Genomic DNA, 18,374 nt, shown 5'->3' on the forward strand with positions numbered 1-18,374 from the left:
TCATCGCTATCCCACCGATGGCCAGTATCGAAGCAATCAGGACATCGGTCACCGACGACAGCACCAGCCAGAGACTCGGACGCGCTCCACCGACGCGCTTAGCGGCAGGCGCGATTTCAGTGCTGCGAGCGTCGCCTGCGCGCGGCTTTCCTGCAGCAGCCCGAGCGCGGCGTTAAAGACGAGTAGTCCGGCATGGCGTTCGGGCCAGCCGCCCCTATCCGCACACGTGCTTCAGCGCTGCTCAGGCCGCCAGCCGGTGGCGCCATCGGCGGACTAGCCGGGCCGTTCGTGAGAGCCGTCGCTGCGGTGGGGGTCATGGGGTCTTCTGCTGTGCTGCACCGATGTCGGCTTTCACTTCTTGGGAGCATGGCGAGGTCCGCGGGGAAGGTCGGTACGGTACCGTGCAGACAACCACGCGGATACTACTTAACATCTGAACGAAAACCGGCATTGCGTTCGCCGATTGGCGAACCGATTTGTCCCACAGCGGGAGAGCAGCATGATTGATGACCAGGTGAGTGCGGAAGAACTAGCAGAAAGCAGGAAACAGAGAGAAGCAGCAGAGACCGCGACCGATGACGGTATGCCGGTCGCGCCGGAAAGTAACACGAGAGGCGTTGGGGCGATCCAGTACAGAACGCTGAAGCAGTGGGTGAAACACTCAAAAAAGTGGCTAGGTTTCGGAGACACTTCTATGCACTCGGGAAGGCCAGCGACCGTCAAACGGAAGGCCGATCTGCCTTGATATCGCGGGATTGCGCAGACCGGGCTCGGCCGGTTGCCATGCTGCAAACACCGCTTTCATTGAGGAGTTGACGTAGTCTCGCCGTCGCTCAGGCGTACTGGCGAAGCCGCAATGAAAACTTCTCAAGGGCATCAATCCCGCTCAGTTCGGCACGACTGGCAACACAGGGGCGACTGGCGATACGGGATACACCGGTGCAACAGGCAATATCGGCGCTAGAGGCGCACCCCACTACCTTGCAGGCAAACGTCCGCCATCGGACAGACGTCGCGCCGGAATGGTGGCATTACTAACTTGTCCCATCGAATTCGCTCGCAATACGCTCGCAGCATTGGTACCTTGCAGGCAATTCGATCCATGACCGAATTGCCTGGGAGAGAAACCATGAAACGCACGATCACCCCTTTCCAACGCGGGCCTGTGCCTGTGCTCGCAGCCGCACTGCTTCTTGCTATGGCGACGCTCGCCGCTTCGACAAGCGCCGCCACGCCAGCGCAGACTCAGCCCATCGCGCATGCCATGACCGTGGCGACCCATACTCCGGTCGATACGCGCATCAACAGCCTTCATGCGAGGCTTCAGATCACTGCTGACCAGGAATCCCTCTGGCAACCCGTTGCGCAGGTCATGCGCGACAACGCCAGCACGATGGATTCACTCAGGCAGGCCCGTACGGCTAACGCCAACAACATGAGCGCGGTTGACGATCTCCGATCCTATGGTCAGGCTGTCGATGCTCACGCGGATGGCATCAAGAAACTCACGTCGGCATTCGAGGCGCTTTACAACAGCATGTCGGATACGCAGAAGCACAACGCCGATCTGATTTTCCGCAACGACACCCACCATGCGGTCAAGAAGGGATGACCCGAACCTGCGCCGCGCACTTCCGCGCGGGCGTCGGTCCGAACCGAGGAATACATCATGAAAACTTCGTTCACGCGCACGTCTGACAAGAGCGCGACGAGATCACGACTTTTGAGCGCACTAGGCCTCACGGTAGCGATCGCCTGCCTCGTCGCGGCAGCGCCACTGCAAGCGCAAGAGGATCATCATGGCGGCCAGCAGCATGCCCAGGGCCACGGCGCTCCACGCCAGACATACCGGCATGACGATCATCACCGCGATGGCCACGCTTATGGCGATTCGGGCTATGGCTACCAAGGCTACGAAGCACCGCCTCTTGTCTATGCACCGCAAGCGGCACCGGGAATCAGCTTGTTCCTGCCGCTCTAGTTTCAACAGAAAAGTATCCGGCCCGCAACCGCTGCCGGCAACAAGAACCTTTCGCAGGAGGACATCATGATGCGACTCATCGTTCTGTATATGATCGCCGGTACCGCTCTTCTCGCGGGCTGCAACACTGTTGCGGGCGCGGGCACGGACATATCGAAAGGCGGCCAGGCCATCCACAACTCCGCCGAGGACTCCAAGTAAACGGCGCCAGCTATCGGTGTTGGGGATGTTCAAGAAAAAATTGCAACAGGGGGGAATGGAGATGAAGAACCAAACACGTGTATGGATGCTGATCGTGCTGTCGCTGATTGTGGGCCTGAGTGCGTGCATCCTCGTCCCGGTCGGCGGCGACGACCACCACGGAGGTGGCGACTATCACGAGGCTCACGACCACTACTAGGCGTGCCGCGTTGCATCGCCGGGTCCGTCACAAATAGTCGTGAAGCCTGGCGACACCTGCCGCATCCGGCACCCGCATGGGATGAGCAAGGAGCGTTCTCACCACCGGCTGCGACGCCAGTCACCACATGCCCCTTCCCAAAGTCAAACTCCGCGCACGCTCCTCAATCTTGCGGACAGTGTCCCGTCGTCGGCCGGAAGGCCGGTACCGTCTACGGAGACAGGGATTATCAGGATCGCGCCTGGCCTACTCGGCAAAGCGTCCCGACTACGCTCGCTGATGTTTTGGGCGGTATCCCCGTTGGGCTGGGGACATTTGAAGCCGCATCGGTTGGGATGCTGAGCCTGCTCGGCGTATCGGTCGAAGCGGCACCGGCCGGCACACTCCTGCTGCGCGGGCTGAGCTTCTGGCTCCCGATGTTGCCCGGCATCTGGCTTGCGCGGCGCGAGATCAGGCGCAGCTTGGTTACCGGCGACCGATGTGTACGGCTGAACGCTCTAATGGGCGAGCGCATATTCGTCAAGCGGACCATCCACCTCGCCTGGGCTTCTTCAACGATGCGCGTCAGGTGATCTTCACCGAGGAAGCTCTCCGCGTAGATGTTGTAGATATCTTCAGTTCCTGACGGACGTGCCGCAAACCAACCGTTCCTCGTAATCACCTTGATGCCGCCAATGGCGGCGTGGTTGCCGGGGGCACGGTCGAACACCTGCTCGATCGGCTCTCCAGCCAGTTCGGTGTGGGGAAACTGCGCTGGCGAGAGCCGACTCAGCAGCGCGCGCTGCTGCGCCGTTGCTACGACCTGCATGCGACGTTCAACCGGCTCGCCCATCCTCCTGGTCAGATCCCGGTAGATTTCAGCCGGATCGCGGCCGATGCGCGTCGTCATTTCGGCCGACAGCAACGCCGCTACGATGCCATCCTTGTCGGTCGTCCACACCGTGCCGTCGAGCCGCAGACAACTGGCGCCAGCACTCTCTCCCCCCCAAAGCCCAGCGAACCGTCGAGCAAGCCGGCGACAAACCACTTGAAGCCGACCGGCACTTCGTAAAGCGTACGACCAAGCTTCTCAGCCACGCGATCGATCATCTGGCTGCTGACAATGGTTTTTCCCACTGCCGCATGAATGCGCCACTGAGGGCGATGAGAATACAGATAATCGAAAAGGACGGTGAGATAGTGATTCGGTGGCAGAAGCCCGGCATGCCGCGTGACGATGCCATGGCGATCGTGATCGGTGTCGCACGCGAAGGCCACATCGAAGCGATCTTTCTGGTCGATCAGCGTTTGCATCGCATACGGCGATGATGGATCCATGCGAATCCGCCCATCCCAGTCGACGTTCATGAAGCGGAAGGTAGGATCGACGTCATCGTTGACCACGCTCAGATTCAACCCATAACGCTCCGCAATCGGCCCCCAGTAGTGCACACCGGCGCCACCAAGCGGGTCGACGCCCAGGCGGATCGGTGCGCCTCGCACCACATCCATATCGATGACGCTGACAAGATCGCCAACGTAGGCATTGAGGAAGTCATGCCGGTGCGTCGTCGTGACGCGCAGCGCCTTCGACAAACACATACGCAGCACGCCATCAAGCTTGCTTTCGAGCAATCCGTTCGCTGCCGCTTCGATCCAGCCTGTCACGATATCGTCGGCGGGGCCGCCACTCGGTGGGTTGTAGTTGAAACCGCCGCTTTCCGGTGGATTATGCGACGGCGTCACCACGATACCGTCCGCCAGTCCCGCAGTCCGGCCGCGATTGTACGTGACGATTGCGTGCGACACCGCCGGCGTGGGCGTGTATTCGCCGTTTTGCGCAATCATGACCTCAACGCCGTTGGCGGCCAGCACCTCGAGCGCGCTCGCGTAAGCAGGTTCAGACAGCGCATGCGTGTCGACGCCGATAAACAGCGGACCGTCGATACCTGCCTGCCTCCGATAACGACAGATCGCCTGCGTGATGGCGAGCACATGCCACTCATTGAAGCTGCGCGCGAAAGCCGAGCCGCGATGCCCGGAGGTGCCGAACGCTGCCCGCTGCGCCGGGATCGCGGGGTCAGGCCTTTCGGTGTAATACGACGTGATCAGCCGGGGGACGTTGACCAGTATTTCACGAGGGGCCGGTTTGCCAGCGAGAGGATTGATGTTCATCGCGATATCGTTTGGTAGTCGAAACTCATTGTGGCGACACTCGGGGTTGGCCGGCATCTATCCTTCTGAGTACGACTCTCCCTCGCGCGACAGGCAGATGTCTGTACGGTATCGGGCAATGAACTTTAGTTGAGCATCGGATATGAGCAACGACGGCCAACGGGTATCGATCCGGCACAGCTCCTGACTCATCGTCAACTCGATGCGGCGCGAAACCCAAGTCAGCTATCAAGGTACGCCGGTCACTCGGCGAAGCGCACTGGCAGACCGAAGTTCGGCCAGAGCTGCCTATAAGGACGGACCGGGCGTCAGCAATGTACCGGATTGCTGACGATGGCGGCACAGCGCAATCCAACGGCAGCTTCCTGCATCAACGAACTCACACTTCTGGTGTGGGAGCGGACGGCCATGGGTCTTTCCCGATCGGCCCTATGGCCGGATTTTGCCTTTACTCCGGCAGACAGATTTCAGCTCTTTCTGGACGTTTTCGCGACAAATGGCGTAGGTATGTGTTGGACCTTCTCGCTTCCGCACTTCGGACAATTCGGATGAGCGGTTTCATGTTCAGCAAGATGTTCGGCATGTTCGAACATTTCGCCGCACTTCTCGCACCTGTACTGGTAAGTCGGCATGGCATTCCTCCAACGCGAATCCCGCACGTCATGCTGGCCAGATACTGCCAGCGACGCCCAGCAGTGTAGTATTACTCGTGCTACGGCCAACTGTCATTTCCTCCGGCGCCCCCAGTGCGGCGCCCGGCAGCCGGTTGTTTCCACGAATACCGAGAGGCGTTTCCAGCGTTCTAGTCGCGCTTTAAGTGTCTTCGAAGGTATTCGGGGCCGCCGACTTCAAAAACTCGTGGCCATCCCAGGTTAGCCGCCAGTCGCTACCCATTGAGCGCACGAGATTTGCGTCCGCCAGCAGGTTCAACTGATACCCCACGCCTCGGTTTGAAAGGTCGAACGCGTTCTTGAGCGCGGCTTCAATGTCAAATTCGCTGAGGTGCGGGGACTTGTTTTCCTCGAGGGTCTTCAATATTGCGAGTGCCAGATTCATATCGCGTTTCACGATCTCCTCCTGTCGTAGATGGCGTAGCTCATCGAGATGGCGCCAGGGCTACAACGTCCGCGCGAGCATCCCGAGTGCGGCGTGCGCACACCTCTTTGCGCTTCCGCGGCAGGATCGTCGATTAGCAATCCGAATACTACGCCAACGCGCAGCCGCCGATTCCCCCCTCGCGCCAATCGATCTGTTCACGAAAAGACCGCGCGATCAAGGTTCATAGGCCACCGACTCGCCTTCAGGGTGTGAGGTGGCGGCACTATTAGGCTCGTGCCACGATCCGAACGCGCTGGGTGATTCTCGACACCAGTCGCATGCGCCATCCGGGATTCAACGCCTGGGTCCCCTCATACCCTCGGTTTCCATCGCAGCATTCCGCTCTTCGCAGGCCTCAATGGGTTCCATGGTCTCGTCGATGGAAGCTGTCGCGCGTTCTGTGGCCGCCATCGTTTCGTCGACGGTGGTGCCGAGTCCGCCGTCGTCGTTGCCAGGGGGTTCCAGCATGTCCCGAAGCATGGCCTCCAATTCCGGGGTGTCCCACAGCGCGCCCTGCTGCTTTTTCCTCTTTATGTAGTGCCTGACCTCTGCGTCTTGATCCGGAGTCAAGGGAAGACCGCGAAAGGTGCTTTCGGGAGTCGCGTCGGCCATGATATTGCTCCTGGACTTGTCTCAATCTGAGTGTAGCCCTGTTGTGGTCAAAGGGCCTCAACTATCGGGCTACGCATCGACTGATCCGTCCATTCGCATCAATTCGTCCAGCAAGCGGACGTTACCGTCAGCACAGATTGACGCCCGGGGCGCTTTGAACAATTGCCGCTGATTGCGGCCTGGCTAGTGGCGTCAGGCAAACGATACCCGCGCGCGACAACGTCACGCGATGACATGGTTGAGCATAACCGCGTTACGCAGAAGGGACGTACTCTGAACATGGCTGTGCATCCTTCGTGGCACCTGCAGGCGGCCTCGACCCCTCACGGTCGCGCGCGAAACCAATGTAAATTGCGATCGGTCATAAAGGATGGCAGGAGCTATGTCAAAACAGCCCGGGCAGCTTGACATTGAGCACGCACACAAAAGCTGTAAGCTGGTTGTTCCCGGCAGCGACTGGATCGGCCCTGAATGAGAGCATGGCGCTCAACTTTCCAACCTCAGTTGCAGCTATCACGCACTCAGGCACTGCTTATGATTCGCCCCTTTGGAAGCGCAGTCGTCTCGCAGACCCTGAGAATCGCGGGCATCATGGCGCCGCTGAAAAGGAGCGAATACTCTTGCCTGCCAGATTCTCCAAACGCATCTCCGCCGGGAGGTCATTACGGGACCCGAGCGCACCGGAAAACTGCAGGCGGCGGCTCAAACTGCCGGACAGGCCGCCAGCGATGTTTGGATGGTTACCGTCCTGGACTTTACCCCTCGCGAACTCATGAAATTGACTATTCCGAAGAGAATTTCGCGACAGCGGCCACCGCAAAACGATGCGGGCAACGCACGCCTAGAGGCGACCGCAGAAGAGAAACAGGCCGACCATTGATTGGACCGTCTTGCGGCGGTGCCGGAACCGGAGGTCTTCAAGCAACGAACAGTCGAATATCGCGGATTCGAAATACACATTGATTTGCTGTCTACATCGAAGGACATGTTCGATGTCTGGTTTCGTATCGGAGGACCCATCACCCTTCCCGGCGTGGCGGCGCTCGGCGAGCGCATCAAGATCCGGGGCGGCCCGTTTTCCCGCCGCTGGGCCTATTTCGTTGCGGAGATCGCCGGCCAGGCCGCTATCGATGTAATCCTTAGCCCCGAGGAATAGAGCAGGACTCCCGGTACGGTGAATCTCGCAATGAGGGCCCGGCACACTTCGCGTTCATTACATTGTCTGCCGTGTATGAACCGGAGAATCGATCTGGGTGGAACCTTCCTGCTCCCAAGCTTCCTGGCAGGTTCTGTAACCATGAAACCCGTCGCGTCGCGACGGGCGTTACAACTTAAATCCGAACTTGCGATGTGCCGCCTCGTCTCAACTATAGAGGCGGCGGCTATCGCCGATTGGTAGACCGATCTGTCTCATAGCCGGAGAACAGCATGACTGATGACCAGGTGAAGGCAGAGGATCTAGCAGAACGCAAGAAACAGAGAGAATCAGCGGCGACCGCGACAGATGACGGTATGCCCGTCGGACCGGAAAACAAGGCGGGAGACGTTGAGGGGATTCAGTACATAACGCCGAAGAAATGGGCGAAGAGTACAAGGAAGTGGCCAGGAGTAGCAGGTGCCGCTATACAATCGGGACGGCCGCCGAGCGCGAAGCACAAGGCTGATCTGCCTTGAGATTGCGGAGTTGGGACGCAGCGAAGCGCAAGTTTTCTATTTCATGGATACCTGATAATTTTCATTCGGAATCCTCAATTGTTTGTCGCTTCTGGCCTACGGCCTCCAACTGCGGCAAAAGGAGCGTGCGAAACAAGGTTCGGCGAATGAGAATGTTCGCTGCTATTTCTCTGGTTACCTAAAATATAGACATGGTTCTGACCTCAGAGGAGGCTGCCATGAGCCAGTCAATGATCAGTTTAGTAGTCGCGGTCGTGGTGTTGCTATGCGTCGCGATATTCGCAGCGGCACGGTACAGGCGAGAACACAAGGACGAGCCGGTTACCCGTTGGCTAGACACGCATCCGGTTCGCGACTGGCTGCGCCATAAGCACTGAGCGACTCAACGTGATTTTTGGAAGCGCTGGGGCGCGCGAGTGACATTTCTCTATCTCGCAGTCTGTCGCCTGATGTAAAGGGAGAACAGATTGAAAAGGCTGATATGACGTACGCAATGTGGGGCATCCTGATCGGGATGACGCTGATGTTTGGTGCGTCGCTGCAGCGGTATAGGCACAGCCTCCAGCGCAAGCGGGAGATCCATTGGCTCGATGAACACCACGTATTGGACAGGCTACGCAAGCAAATCGGATCGTAGCCCCGTAAATGACACGCGCTGGGCAGATTGCCACGCTGCGAAGACTGTTTTTCCTGGAGGAGTCGACAAAATGACCCTGAACTACGCAGGCAGGTCGCACGATGAAGCCGTGGCAGTGCGACACAATCAGAAACAGAAGGCGCAGGAACAGGCTGGCGGCGAGATGGCGATAGAAGGCACGGAGGCAGACGCGGAGCATAGTTGCGGCGAGCTCTCCGAGCGGGGCAAGCAGGTATGGCGAAGTGGAAGCGGGATCAACGGCGGGGGGAAGGATTGATGTGACCTCGCCGGTCCGAGGCGATGCGGGCGGAGCACTTCAGTTCGCCCACATCCCTCACGAATCGGGACGCCGACATCGAGTGATTTCCGTGAACGTGCACAGGGCAGCAAAAGGCGCCACCCAGGACGCTCGCGGCATCGGCCCCTGATCCACAGAGCCTTGCGTATACGACGGGGCGTCCCAAGGCTCCCAAAACTGTTATTCTGCCCTCTCTCGACCGTAGCTTGGTCGCAAGTGGTGGACCAACCGTCTGGCGTCTTGCGAAACAGGATTTTGAATGTCCGGTTTTCTTAGCAGGTACTTGTCCAACGATCTGGCGATTGATCTCGGCACCTCAAACACACTGATCTACATGCGCGGCAAGGGCATTGTCCTAGACGAACCTTCGGTCGTGTCGATAAAAGCGAGCTGCCCGGAAGGCGTGAATTATCGTGGTCAGTAAAAGCGAATGTTCGCTATGGGCGCTCAAGATCGACGGCGTCATGCGACTCGCTCCAATGTCAGCTTTCAAGGTGTGGTGCAGACATCCGAAATCTAAAGACCGCAAGCCTTGCTTGGTGGTTTTTGGCCGGCTAGTGGCTGACGCGGAAACTACCCGGCAACGGACGTTCGTGGTCAATGCCGCGTCGCGACGACCGGCCGCTCAGGCCGATCACGCGACGTAAATTATCGGTGGTCGAAGGGCCGTTAGCGGAGCGAAGCAGTCGCACGAATGTCCAAACGGTGGTCGCGACGAGTGACTCTTCCTGGCCGAGGCCGTGTAAAAACGCGACGTTCGACCAAGGCGTCAAGTCTTTGCGGACCTGCAGTCGCGGGACGCAGATCCAGATTGATTCTGGCTTCGCGCAGTCAGGAAGTGAAGCAGGCAAATAGCATTACAAACTCACGATTTTCATCGCCTGCAATGCTTTGCTGAACCCCAGAATCGCTATGAAGCGTTTGATGTTGTATGCCAGCACATGCAGGCTCATCTCGGTTGCGACGCGACCAAGCCTTCGAGTCTGGAAGTGGGTTGATCCCATCCAGTGTTTTAGTGTTCCGAAGACATGCTCGACGGTGCGACGTCGAATCGTCATTGCGTCGGCCTTTCGATCGAGCCTCAGTTGCATCGCTTCAAGCACTTCTTCGTGCTCCCAACGACGTATGCGCCGATAGTCGGCCGGAGTGCATTGGCTCTTGATTGGGCAACGTGGACAGGCGCTGCTCCAGTAGGTTCGTAACGTCATCGCATTGGCACGCTCAACTGAGCTGTATCGATATATCGCGCGCTGTCCCGCCGGACACTGATACTGATCATCGACGGCGATATAAACGAAGTCGGCCCGATCGAACCGCCCATCGGCTTTGGCGCTGGACGTCTGCGATTTGGGTACGAGCGCAGCAATGCCCGCGTCGTCACAGGCTTTAATTTCTGGCGCACTGAAGTATCCCCGGTCAGCAAGTACTTTCAGCGTCTTGCGGCCCATGGCATCACGTGCGGCTTTCGCCATTGGACTTAACAGGCTTCGATCGTTGCCAGCGTTCGTCACCTCGTGAGCGACGATGAGGTGATGGCGGGAATCGACGGCTATCTGAACGTTGTAACCAACTACACCTGTGCCCTTGGCCTGCGAGAGCATTGAACGCGAGTCGGGATCAGTTAGTGATATCTGCTTCTCCGGCAAATCGTTCAGAAGCTTTGCCGCGTGATCCAGATCGCGCATCTGCTCGCGCAACCGGTCGATCTTCTCCCGCAGACGCTCGGTCTTCGCCTCTACTTCGACTGGCTGCGTACGGTCCGCCGTATCCAACGCCTGCAGGTAGCGCTGGATGCTTTGTTCGATCTGTTCCTGTCGCCGCGCAATCTTGTTGGGTGTGAAGTTCTGGTCGCGGCTGTTCACCGCCTTGAACTTGCTACCGTCAATGGCGACGACTGCCTGCGCGAAGAGCTTTAGGTCGCGGCATATGGTCACGAAGCGTCGGCATACATTGCGGATGCCTTCTCCGTTGCCCCGCCTGAATTCAGCTATGGTCTTGAAGTCTGGAGCCAGACGGCCAGTCAACCACATCAGTTCGACGTTGCGCTGGCACTCACGCTCAAGGCGGCGGCTCGACTGCACACGGTTGAGATAGCCGTAGATATAGACCTTCAGCAGGACTGCTGGGTGATAGGACGGACGCCCTGTGCTCGCTGGCGTGGCTCCTTCAAACCCCAAGGACGCCAGATCAAGTTCTTCTACGAAGGCATCGACGATCCTGATCGGGTTGTCCTCAGCGATGAAGTCATCCAGGCACTCAGGCAGCAGTACGGTTTGATTGCGGTCTGCACCTTCGACAAATCGTCCCATCTTCGCCTCGTGCGCAACAGGTTGATTTAGTCTAGGCGACTATCTGCGTTTTTACACGGCCTCGGCCCAGAGCGTGTCAAAACGCTGAGTCACCGGGAATTGGCGAAACCTGTCTTGCCGCAGGTCGCGACTTTTCGATTGCGGCAATCCGAGCCTCAAATCACAGCTGAAGTATTGCGAAGGCGCAGAACCTCGCAACGGGCTTCACGCCCGCATCGCTGTCATCAACGCTTCTGAACCGAGTAGCTTGATCACTCGCTTCATGTTGTACGCCAGCACATGCAAGCTCATTTCCGTGCTCACGCGCCCGATGGTCCGTGTCAGGAAATGAGTGGCGCCCATCCATGCCTTGATCGTCCCGAACGGATGCTCGACAGTCTGTCGCCGGATGCGCATCATCTCAGGGGCATGATCAAGTCGCGCCTGCATCCCGTCAAGAATAGCTTCGTGTTCCCAGCGTGCCACGCGACGTTGAGGGCCTGGAGTGCAGTCCCCTTTTAGCGAACATTGCTGGCAACTCGAACTCCAGTACTTACTGATCTTCAGACCGCGCTCAACAGTTGAGAATCGCCAGATTAGCCGCTGGCCCGCCGGGCACCGATATTCGTTCGTCTGTGCGTTGTAAATGAAGTCATCCTTGCCGAAGCGGCCATTAGCCGTTGCGCTCGATGTCACCGGCTTCGCAACGAACACGCTTATTCCGGCCTCATGGCATGCCAGTATCTCTTCGCTCTTGTAGTAACCCCGATCCGCAACTGCAGTGAGCTTGTCCACGGCCATCTCTGTACGGGCAAGCTTCGCCATTGAGGTCAACTGATCACGATCGATGCCATCATTGGTAACGACGTGCGCGACGATCAGGTGGTGCTTCGTGTCAACCGCAGTCTGGACGTTGTACCCGACAACCCCGGTTCCTCGTGTCTTCATCGAACGGGCATCTGGATCCGTGAGCGATACCTGTTTGTCGGGTGCAGCGTTGAGTTGAACCTCGATCTCCTTGAGGCCTCGCATCTGCTCCTTCAAGGCCGCAATCTTGTCTTGCAATCGCTCCCGTCCTGACCTTCGCAATTGCGGGCTCCTGACGATCCGCTGTGTCCATCGCCTCGAGATAGCGAGCGATACTTGACTCGATGTCGCGCATGCGTCGTTCAAGCTTCGCGCTCGTGAAGTTACGGTCGCGGTGGTTCACCCCCTTGAACTTGCTGCCGTCAATCGCAACGATCGCTTCGGCGAAGAGGTCCAGACGCTGGCACAGCACGACGAACTGACGGCAGACGCTACGGATCGCTTTGCCGTTGTCTTTACGGAAGCGCGCAATGGTCTTGAAGTCTGGTGCCAGGCGGCCCGTAAGCCACATCAGTTCAACGTTGCGCTGGGCCTCGCGTTCAAGGCGGCGGCTCGACTGAATACGGTTCAGGTAACCGTAGATATAGATCTTGAGCATCACCTCGGGGTGATACGACAGCCGACCAGTCAACGCTGGTTCGACGCCTTCAAACCCAAGCTTATGAAGATCAAGCTCATCGACAAAGACATCAACTACGCGCACGGGGTTTGTGTCCGTCACGTAGTCATCGAGCGCTTCAGGCAGGAGAAAGCTTTGCGTACGATTGTCGCCTTGAACGAACCGCTTCATCTTGCTCATCCCATCGCTATCGGATGGCAAATTTCAGCGCTCCAAAAGGGCATTTTGACACAATCTGGGCCGCTATCTGCCCGATGTCTACTGACGTAGGTTCGATCTGACATGGAGTCCGGCTCGCGAAGATCCAGGAGCGAGCAAATCAACTCTCCATAAACGATGTCATCACAATTTCTAATCCAACGACAATCGGGAGCCGTGGTCAGAAACCGGCCCCCGTCAATCGAGCTACTGACACGTCGGCGTCCCGCCAATCACGCCCCTGCCGTACGATTCCAGATCGGTCGCGTATACCGTCAACGCCGATGACGGTATCAGGAAGGTCTCTGCGCAAGGCCCCCCGTATACCGTTAGAAATACCGCCAAATTGGGCCCGCTACCACTCGGCACGGGATCTGATTGACATGGAAAAATCCCCGTATATTTCAATAGGTTAGAAATCGACTCCGGCAATTTATCACCGAGAACAGATTATTTACCAGCCGACGCAACCAATTGATTTTAAAGAGACTTTTCTCATCCCTCACTCCCACTCGATTGTCAATCGGTGACTGGAATCCTTGTGCGGACGGGCTTTCCGCGCGGTCAGGGGACGGCGATACCGCCCGAGATACCGAAAAATCCAATCGGCAGTTGCCGGTTTTGAACAGACTGCGCTGGAGAATGCAATGTGCGCTTTCGTTAAAACATCACGAACAGTCGGCATCCGAATACGGCGTCTGCGGGAATACCGTCTTCGATACCGTCAGCGATTCTGATCGACCGGGCATCGCCGTAGTTCATCTCATGCCGGATGGCGGGAGAACGCGAACAATGCCAGGAGCACTATCGTTGCCCAAGTTCATGAATGAGATCAACGAAAGCGCGAAGTCCCGCTGGTAGCTGCCGCCCAGGGGGATAGTAAAGCGCCAGACCACGATAGCTGGGCGTCCAGTCCTGCAGCACGCGCACAAGCCGTCCTGTTGCCAGGTCGTCACGCACATACCAATCGGCCAGATAGGCCAGGCCCGTACCGGCCAAGGCGGCTTCACGCATGAGGCCTGGGTCGTCGAGCGTGAGTGGCCCGCTTACTTCAATATTGATGGGTTCGCCATGACGGGAGAACTCCCAGCGCGACGGTGCACCACTGGGAAACCTGGCCCGTACACAGGGGTGCCCGGCAAGGTCGGCCGGTGACGCCGGGATCGGGAAGCGTGCGAAGTACTCAGGCGCACCCACCACCGCCATCTGAAGATCACCGCCAATCGGTATGCGGACCATGTCTTGTGGCACCGTCTCGCTCAGGCGAATCCCGGCATCGAACCCCTCGGCCACGATGTCGACCATTTGCCCCTCGGTCACGATGTCTACCTTCATATCGGGGTAGCGGCTCAGGTACACCAGCACGATGGGTGCAAACACCATGCGGACTGCGCCCAGCGAGGCATTGATGCGGAGCGTGCCAATAGGCGAAAGGCGATGGAGGCTCGTTTCGTCCATGGCGCCATGAATCTCCGACAAGGCAGGCCCGATCCGGGCCACGAAGTGCTCGCCAGCCTCGGTTAGCGAGACACTACGCGTGGTCCGATGAAACAGGCGGACGCCGAGCCGCGTTTCCAGTCCCGCAACAGCGTTGCTAACGGCTGTGGTCGAGATGCCGAGTTCATTCGCTGCGCGGCGAAAGCTCTGGCATCGAGCGACAGCGAGTGCGGCCTCCAGGCCGACCAGGCCAGATTTCTGCATTATCCCGATTATCGAATCAACGTATCAATATTTATCTAGCTTATCAGAACAATTGGGCCGACGTATGCTGGGCGCACCGCCTCGGGATAGTCCGGGGAAGCACAGGAGCGATCATGCAAACCATCCAGCAGACATACATCGACGGCACCTTCGTGACACCGCACGGCACCGAGACCGTTGAAATCATCAACCCAACCACCGAAAAGCCTCTCGCACGCGCGACCCTCGCCGATGCCGAGGACACGCGTCGCGCCATCGCCGCGGCGAAAAGGGCGTTGCCAGCATTTGCGCAAACCACTGTCAGCGAGCGCGTCGCCATGCTGAAGCGGCTGCACGCTGCCATCCTGGAACGCAGCGATGCACTGCGCGATGCGACGATTGAAGAATATGGCGCGCCAGTTTCACGGGCCACCTGGATCTCTCACTTCGCGGCACAATCATTTCTTGACGCCGCAGTGACACTGGAGACCTATGACTTCACCCGCGTAATGGGTGCCTCGACCGTGGTGATGGAACCGGTTGGCGTTGCTGCCCTCATCACTCCGTGGAACAGCACTGCCGGTTCGATCTGTAGCAAGTTGGCGATGGCCATCGCCGCAGGTTGCACGTCCGTGATCAAGCCGAGCGAGCTGAGCCCGATACAAAACAGGATCGTGACAGAAGCAATTCATGCGGCCGCGTTGCCGGCAGGCATCGTCAATATCGTCACCGGACGCGGCGACGTCGTGGGCGCCGAATTGAGCACGCACCCGGATGTGGCCAAGATTTCGTTTACTGGCTCCACAGGGGTGGGCAAGATCATCCAGCGCGCGGCGACCGACACCATGAAGCGTGTCCACTTAGCCCTGGGCGGCAAATCCCCGTCCATCATCCTTGACGATGCGGACCTGACGACGGCAGTTCCGCTCGCGCTCAATGCGGCGTTCATGAACAACGGGCAGGCATGCATCTCGGGGAGCCGATTGCTGGTGCCTGAGCGGCGCCTGACAGAAGTCATCACAGCTGTGAAAGAGACGGTGGCGCAGATGAAAGTGGGAGACCCGGCCGACTCCACGACCGTCATTGGGCCTCTCGCCAATCGAAACCAGTACGAACGCGTTCAGAACTACATCAGGCTCGGTCTCGCCGAGGGCGCTACGCTGATCACGGGTGGCGAGGGGCGTCCGGTGGGGCTAGAGCAAGGCTATTTCGTCAAACCGACGGTATTTGCCAACGTGCGCAGCGAGATGACCATCGCACGTGAGGAGATCTTTGGCCCCGTTCTGTCCATCCTGACATATGGCAGCGACGAGGAAGCGATCGACATGGCCAACGACACGGTGTTTGGCCTGCACGCCTATGTCATGTCGTCCGATCCGGCACGGGCAAAGGCAGTGGCGACAGGGCTGCAGGCCGGTCGCGTGATGATCAACACGCTACAGCACGATCCTTTGGCGCCGTTCGGCGGATTCAAGCAGTCGGGGGTCGGCCGCGAGTACGGCGTACTTGGTCTGGAGTCGTACCTGGAGGCAAAGACGTTGCTCGGGTTGTCGTAAAGCCCTTGCGAAGAGCCGTCACCGCGGGGGGCTCCCCTCCCCCGTTTCGCACTCCTCCTCAACGGTCCAGACCAAAGACCTGCAAGGTCGACTCTCCAGCACGCAGCCTCTTCAGAATCTCCCTCTCGGCCGCCTCACGTTTCTCGGCGGCGAGAAGGACCTCACTAATCCTCTCATTGGGGATAGAGACCACTCCGTCAATGTCACCTACGATCAGGTCGCCAGGATTCACGAAGATGTCACCCATCAGCACGGGCTTGTTAAGCCACCCCGTCGCACCGAAATCTTTCCCGGTACCGCGGATGCATAAGCCTCTCGAGAAAACAGGAAACCCAACTTCCTCAAGCAGAGCGCCATCTCTCACGCCCGCATCTATGACCAGGCCGCCCAGTCGTGCGACCAATCCTGCAGTCGACATGACCTCGCCCCAATATCCTGCTTCATAGTGGCCGCTCGCATAGACGACCAGGATATCGCCCGGGCTGGCCGCCTTGATGGCTCGGTGAATCCACAGATTGTCGTTCGGCGGGCAGTGCACAGTAAATGCCGGCCCTGCCAGCCTGAAACTGGCGGCTGTCGGCTTGATCGACGACGGCAACGCCCCGATCCGGCCTCCCGCTTCGTGAAGTGTCGCCGAGCCGAGCCTGGCTGCTCGTTTGATCTGGTCTGCAGGTAGCGCTACCGCTTTCCGCACCGCGATTGACGTGTCGGCGAAGGGAACGTGTTCGTCACTCATGCTGAGTCCTTCAAAGATTGAAGGCGGTGGTACCCAAACTGACGGCGCGCCTCGTCTAGCCGAGCACCCTCTCGTGCGAGAGCGCGAATGGCGTCTTCGGCACGCGAAATCTCCTCAGCCGCATCAAGGATGGCATCCTCGTGGGCGCTGGGTAGTACCACTACACCGTCCGCATCGCCACGTACGAGGTCACCTGGCGCGACGCGAACCGATCCGATTGAAACCACGACCCCAGTGGCCTCCACCTGCACGCGGTCCTTGCCAGTTCGCATCCAGTGCCCGCGAGAAAACACCGGGTATCCGAGCTTGCGACAGAGTGCGACGTCGCGACAGATTCCGTCTATGACTGTTCCCGCAATCCCCCTGCGATGAGCGATCTCCGTCAGGATGTCTCCCCACACTGTGACATCTTCACGCCCCCCGTTGTCGAGGACGACCACCGATCCGGGCGGAACGTCATCGATATAGTCGCCTACGGTACCCGCCGGTTTGGAAGCCGGCCCGTAGAGAAGCGTGAAGGCTCGTCCCGTCAACCGGAACTCGTCAGCACGAGCCTTGATCCAGGCACATTGCCCGTGGATTCCAATGCGATCCAATGCATCGCTCAAGGTTGCGCAGTCGAGCGAGGCTGCACGTTCAACATTTCGGTCCTGATTCATCGCTTTAGCATCTCCTCGTAGTCAGCACCCATGACATGCGTAATCGGCATCCCCTCCATCAAAGCCTTGCTCATGATGCTTTCGCGAGCGGCTATGGCCTTCGAATGACGCTTACATTGGTCTAACCGACCTTCATTCATATCGAATCAAGCCGCGTTAGTCACGGGTGTAGCCCCAGATTCGCAAGCCGGAAGAGGCGTGAACTATTGTTGGTGCACGCCTGCGCTACGGAAGTCTCATCGACGCCGCGCAACTCCGCGATGGCGCGCGCCACCCAAACCAAGTTTGCTGGCTCATTGTACGGACGACGCTTTTTCGCATTCTTGGGGCTGAGATACGGCGCATCGGTCTCGAGATGCAGTCGGTTTAATGGAATGGTTTTCACCGCTTCTCGTAGAGCCTGTCCGCGCGCGAGGTCGGTCACCCAGCCTGTGACACCAATGTCGAGCCTCAGTCCGGCGAACGCTTCGGCTTCATCTTGACTACCCGTGAAGCAATGCACGACCCCTTGCGCTCCGGCGGCAACGGCATCTCTCATCATCATATAGAAGTCATCGAACGCATCCCGGCAATGCAGGAACAGCGGCTTGCCCGTCTCGGCTGCAAGTTCAAGTTGTGCAGCAAAGGCGCGACGCTGGTTTGCAGGCGTCGAAAAATTGCGGTTGTAATCGAGCCCAGTCTCTCCAACCGCGACACATGCGGCGTCGGCCAGAAAGGTGTGTAGCACCTCGCGCATTGCTTCATTCCAGCCGTCCGCAGAATGTGGATGCACGCCCGCAGTCGAAATACAAGTAACCGGGATGTTGGTGCGCAAGTGCGAGCTCTAACCGGCTGGAATCGAGAGAGGTGCCTGTTGCAAGGATAGCCCCCACGCTAGCGTCATTCGCTCGTGCGATGAGCTCGGGTGCGAGCCCCGT

At 58.6% G+C, this 18,374-nt stretch carries 18 protein-coding genes and 3 pseudogenes; 11 read left to right on the forward strand and 10 right to left on the reverse strand.

Annotated features, from left to right (window positions below; all coding sequences use genetic code 11):
* Positions 1-499: 499 nt before the first annotated feature.
* The 5 genes from P3T43_RS11270 (at position 500) to P3T43_RS11290 (ending at position 2,381) form a co-directional block, all read left to right on the forward strand.
* Positions 500-745 carry a hypothetical protein gene (locus P3T43_RS11270; protein ID WP_429281121.1) on the forward strand — a complete coding sequence of 82 codons (246 nt, stop codon included), beginning with the start codon at positions 500-502 and terminating at the stop codon, positions 743-745.
* 384 nt (positions 746-1,129) lie between these two features.
* Positions 1,130-1,612: a Spy/CpxP family protein refolding chaperone gene (locus P3T43_RS11275; protein ID WP_429281122.1), complete on the forward strand. Its 483-nt coding sequence runs from the start codon at positions 1,130-1,132 to the stop codon at positions 1,610-1,612.
* 57 nt (positions 1,613-1,669) lie between these two features.
* The gene (locus tag P3T43_RS11280) at positions 1,670-1,981 is read left to right on the forward strand and encodes a hypothetical protein (RefSeq protein ID WP_429281123.1); all 312 of its coding nucleotides are present in this window, start codon (positions 1,670-1,672) and stop codon (positions 1,979-1,981) included.
* Between the two features lie 66 nt (positions 1,982-2,047).
* On the forward strand, positions 2,048-2,182 hold the full coding sequence (locus P3T43_RS11285) for an entericidin A/B family lipoprotein (RefSeq protein ID WP_429281124.1): 135 nt from the start codon (positions 2,048-2,050) through the stop codon (positions 2,180-2,182).
* 61 nt (positions 2,183-2,243) lie between these two features.
* Complete coding sequence (locus P3T43_RS11290) at positions 2,244-2,381, forward strand: hypothetical protein (protein WP_429281125.1); 138 nt, start codon at positions 2,244-2,246, stop codon at positions 2,379-2,381.
* A gap of 541 nt (positions 2,382-2,922) precedes the next feature.
* Here P3T43_RS11290 and pgm read toward each other — a convergent pair.
* The 4 genes and pseudogenes from pgm to P3T43_RS11310 form a co-directional block, all read right to left on the reverse strand.
* Positions 2,923-4,535, reverse strand: a pseudogene (gene pgm, locus P3T43_RS11295) (phosphoglucomutase (alpha-D-glucose-1,6-bisphosphate-dependent)); the annotation flags it as partial.
* Positions 4,536-5,002: 467 nt separating this feature from the next.
* Positions 5,003-5,167, reverse strand: coding sequence for an FmdB family zinc ribbon protein (locus P3T43_RS11300; protein WP_085482598.1), 165 nt, complete (start codon positions 5,165-5,167; stop codon positions 5,003-5,005).
* A gap of 181 nt (positions 5,168-5,348) precedes the next feature.
* Positions 5,349-5,603, reverse strand: coding sequence for a DUF2513 domain-containing protein (locus tag P3T43_RS11305; RefSeq protein WP_429281126.1), 255 nt, complete (start codon positions 5,601-5,603; stop codon positions 5,349-5,351).
* Positions 5,604-5,927: 324 nt separating this feature from the next.
* Positions 5,928-6,245 carry a hypothetical protein gene (locus P3T43_RS11310; protein ID WP_429281127.1) on the reverse strand — a complete coding sequence of 106 codons (318 nt, stop codon included), beginning with the start codon at positions 6,243-6,245 and terminating at the stop codon, positions 5,928-5,930.
* A gap of 880 nt (positions 6,246-7,125) precedes the next feature.
* Between P3T43_RS11310 and P3T43_RS11315 the strand changes: the two genes are divergently transcribed.
* The 5 genes and pseudogenes from P3T43_RS11315 to P3T43_RS11335 all read left to right on the forward strand — a co-directional run.
* Positions 7,126-7,401 (forward strand): hypothetical protein, encoded by a 276-nt coding sequence (locus P3T43_RS11315; protein ID WP_429281128.1) that lies wholly within the window; start codon positions 7,126-7,128, stop codon positions 7,399-7,401.
* Between the two features lie 272 nt (positions 7,402-7,673).
* Positions 7,674-7,919, forward strand: coding sequence for a hypothetical protein (locus P3T43_RS11320; RefSeq protein WP_429281129.1), 246 nt, complete (start codon positions 7,674-7,676; stop codon positions 7,917-7,919).
* 218 nt (positions 7,920-8,137) lie between these two features.
* Positions 8,138-8,296 carry a hypothetical protein gene (locus P3T43_RS11325; RefSeq protein WP_429281130.1) on the forward strand — a complete coding sequence of 53 codons (159 nt, stop codon included), beginning with the start codon at positions 8,138-8,140 and terminating at the stop codon, positions 8,294-8,296.
* Positions 8,297-8,626: 330 nt separating this feature from the next.
* On the forward strand, positions 8,627-8,833 hold the full coding sequence (locus P3T43_RS11330) for a hypothetical protein (protein WP_429281131.1): 207 nt from the start codon (positions 8,627-8,629) through the stop codon (positions 8,831-8,833).
* Between the two features lie 280 nt (positions 8,834-9,113).
* Positions 9,114-9,239: pseudogene (locus P3T43_RS11335) on the forward strand (rod shape-determining protein); the annotation flags it as partial.
* 472 nt (positions 9,240-9,711) lie between these two features.
* On the opposite strand, the gene P3T43_RS11340 reads toward P3T43_RS11335, so the two are convergent.
* The 3 genes and pseudogenes from P3T43_RS11340 to P3T43_RS11350 all read right to left on the reverse strand — a co-directional run bounded on the left by P3T43_RS11340 (position 9,712) and on the right by P3T43_RS11350 (position 14,527).
* Complete coding sequence (locus P3T43_RS11340) at positions 9,712-11,163, reverse strand: IS1182 family transposase (RefSeq protein ID WP_429281132.1); 1,452 nt, start codon at positions 11,161-11,163, stop codon at positions 9,712-9,714.
* A gap of 204 nt (positions 11,164-11,367) precedes the next feature.
* Positions 11,368-12,799: pseudogene (locus P3T43_RS11345) on the reverse strand (IS1182 family transposase).
* Positions 12,800-13,630: 831 nt separating this feature from the next.
* Positions 13,631-14,527: a LysR family transcriptional regulator gene (locus P3T43_RS11350; RefSeq protein ID WP_429281133.1), complete on the reverse strand. Its 897-nt coding sequence runs from the start codon at positions 14,525-14,527 to the stop codon at positions 13,631-13,633.
* A gap of 113 nt (positions 14,528-14,640) precedes the next feature.
* Here P3T43_RS11350 and P3T43_RS11355 point away from each other — a divergent pair, with 113 nt between their 5' ends.
* Positions 14,641-16,062, forward strand: a complete 1,422-nt coding sequence (locus tag P3T43_RS11355) for an aldehyde dehydrogenase family protein (RefSeq protein ID WP_429281134.1) — start codon at positions 14,641-14,643, stop codon at positions 16,060-16,062.
* 58 nt (positions 16,063-16,120) lie between these two features.
* Here the strand turns inward: P3T43_RS11355 and P3T43_RS11360 are convergent, their stop codons facing one another.
* From P3T43_RS11360 to P3T43_RS11370, 3 genes are all read right to left on the reverse strand, one after another.
* On the reverse strand, positions 16,121-16,798 hold the full coding sequence (locus P3T43_RS11360; protein ID WP_429281135.1) for an RraA family protein: 678 nt from the start codon (positions 16,796-16,798) through the stop codon (positions 16,121-16,123).
* Positions 16,795-17,457, reverse strand: coding sequence for an RraA family protein (locus tag P3T43_RS11365; protein WP_429281136.1), 663 nt, complete (start codon positions 17,455-17,457; stop codon positions 16,795-16,797). Before P3T43_RS11365 ends, P3T43_RS11360 begins: the two co-directional genes overlap by 4 nt.
* 160 nt (positions 17,458-17,617) lie before the next feature.
* Entirely contained in the window at positions 17,618-18,271 is a 654-nt protein-coding gene (locus P3T43_RS11370; RefSeq protein WP_429281137.1) for a TatD family hydrolase, read from the reverse strand.
* Positions 18,272-18,374 lie beyond the last annotated feature (103 nt).

Source organism: Paraburkholderia sp. GAS41, from assembly GCF_050436545.1.
In the GTDB taxonomy this organism is placed as follows: domain Bacteria; phylum Pseudomonadota; class Gammaproteobacteria; order Burkholderiales; family Burkholderiaceae; genus Paraburkholderia.

What these genes read in the sequence shown, in the direction of transcription:
- P3T43_RS11330 (WP_429281131.1), top strand. Translation starts at nt 8,627, where the DNA reads ATGACCCTGAACTACGCAGGCAGGTCGCACGATGAAGCCGTGGCAGTG.
- P3T43_RS11365 (WP_429281136.1), bottom strand. Translation starts at nt 17,457, where the DNA reads ATGAATCAGGACCGAAATGTTGAACGTGCAGCCTCGCTCGACTGCGCA.
- P3T43_RS11340 (WP_429281132.1), bottom strand. Translation starts at nt 11,163, where the DNA reads ATGGGACGATTTGTCGAAGGTGCAGACCGCAATCAAACCGTACTGCTG.
- P3T43_RS11355 (WP_429281134.1), top strand. Translation starts at nt 14,641, where the DNA reads ATGCAAACCATCCAGCAGACATACATCGACGGCACCTTCGTGACACCG.
- P3T43_RS11320 (WP_429281129.1), top strand. Translation starts at nt 7,674, where the DNA reads ATGACTGATGACCAGGTGAAGGCAGAGGATCTAGCAGAACGCAAGAAA.
- P3T43_RS11285 (WP_429281124.1), top strand. Translation starts at nt 2,048, where the DNA reads ATGATGCGACTCATCGTTCTGTATATGATCGCCGGTACCGCTCTTCTC.
- P3T43_RS11350 (WP_429281133.1), bottom strand. Translation starts at nt 14,527, where the DNA reads ATGCAGAAATCTGGCCTGGTCGGCCTGGAGGCCGCACTCGCTGTCGCT.
- P3T43_RS11290 (WP_429281125.1), top strand. Translation starts at nt 2,244, where the DNA reads ATGAAGAACCAAACACGTGTATGGATGCTGATCGTGCTGTCGCTGATT.
- P3T43_RS11270 (WP_429281121.1), top strand. Translation starts at nt 500, where the DNA reads ATGATTGATGACCAGGTGAGTGCGGAAGAACTAGCAGAAAGCAGGAAA.
- P3T43_RS11310 (WP_429281127.1), bottom strand. Translation starts at nt 6,245, where the DNA reads ATGGCCGACGCGACTCCCGAAAGCACCTTTCGCGGTCTTCCCTTGACT.
- P3T43_RS11360 (WP_429281135.1), bottom strand. Translation starts at nt 16,798, where the DNA reads ATGAGTGACGAACACGTTCCCTTCGCCGACACGTCAATCGCGGTGCGG.
- P3T43_RS11280 (WP_429281123.1), top strand. Translation starts at nt 1,670, where the DNA reads ATGAAAACTTCGTTCACGCGCACGTCTGACAAGAGCGCGACGAGATCA.
- P3T43_RS11300 (WP_085482598.1), bottom strand. Translation starts at nt 5,167, where the DNA reads ATGCCGACTTACCAGTACAGGTGCGAGAAGTGCGGCGAAATGTTCGAA.
- P3T43_RS11275 (WP_429281122.1), top strand. Translation starts at nt 1,130, where the DNA reads ATGAAACGCACGATCACCCCTTTCCAACGCGGGCCTGTGCCTGTGCTC.
- P3T43_RS11325 (WP_429281130.1), top strand. Translation starts at nt 8,138, where the DNA reads ATGAGCCAGTCAATGATCAGTTTAGTAGTCGCGGTCGTGGTGTTGCTA.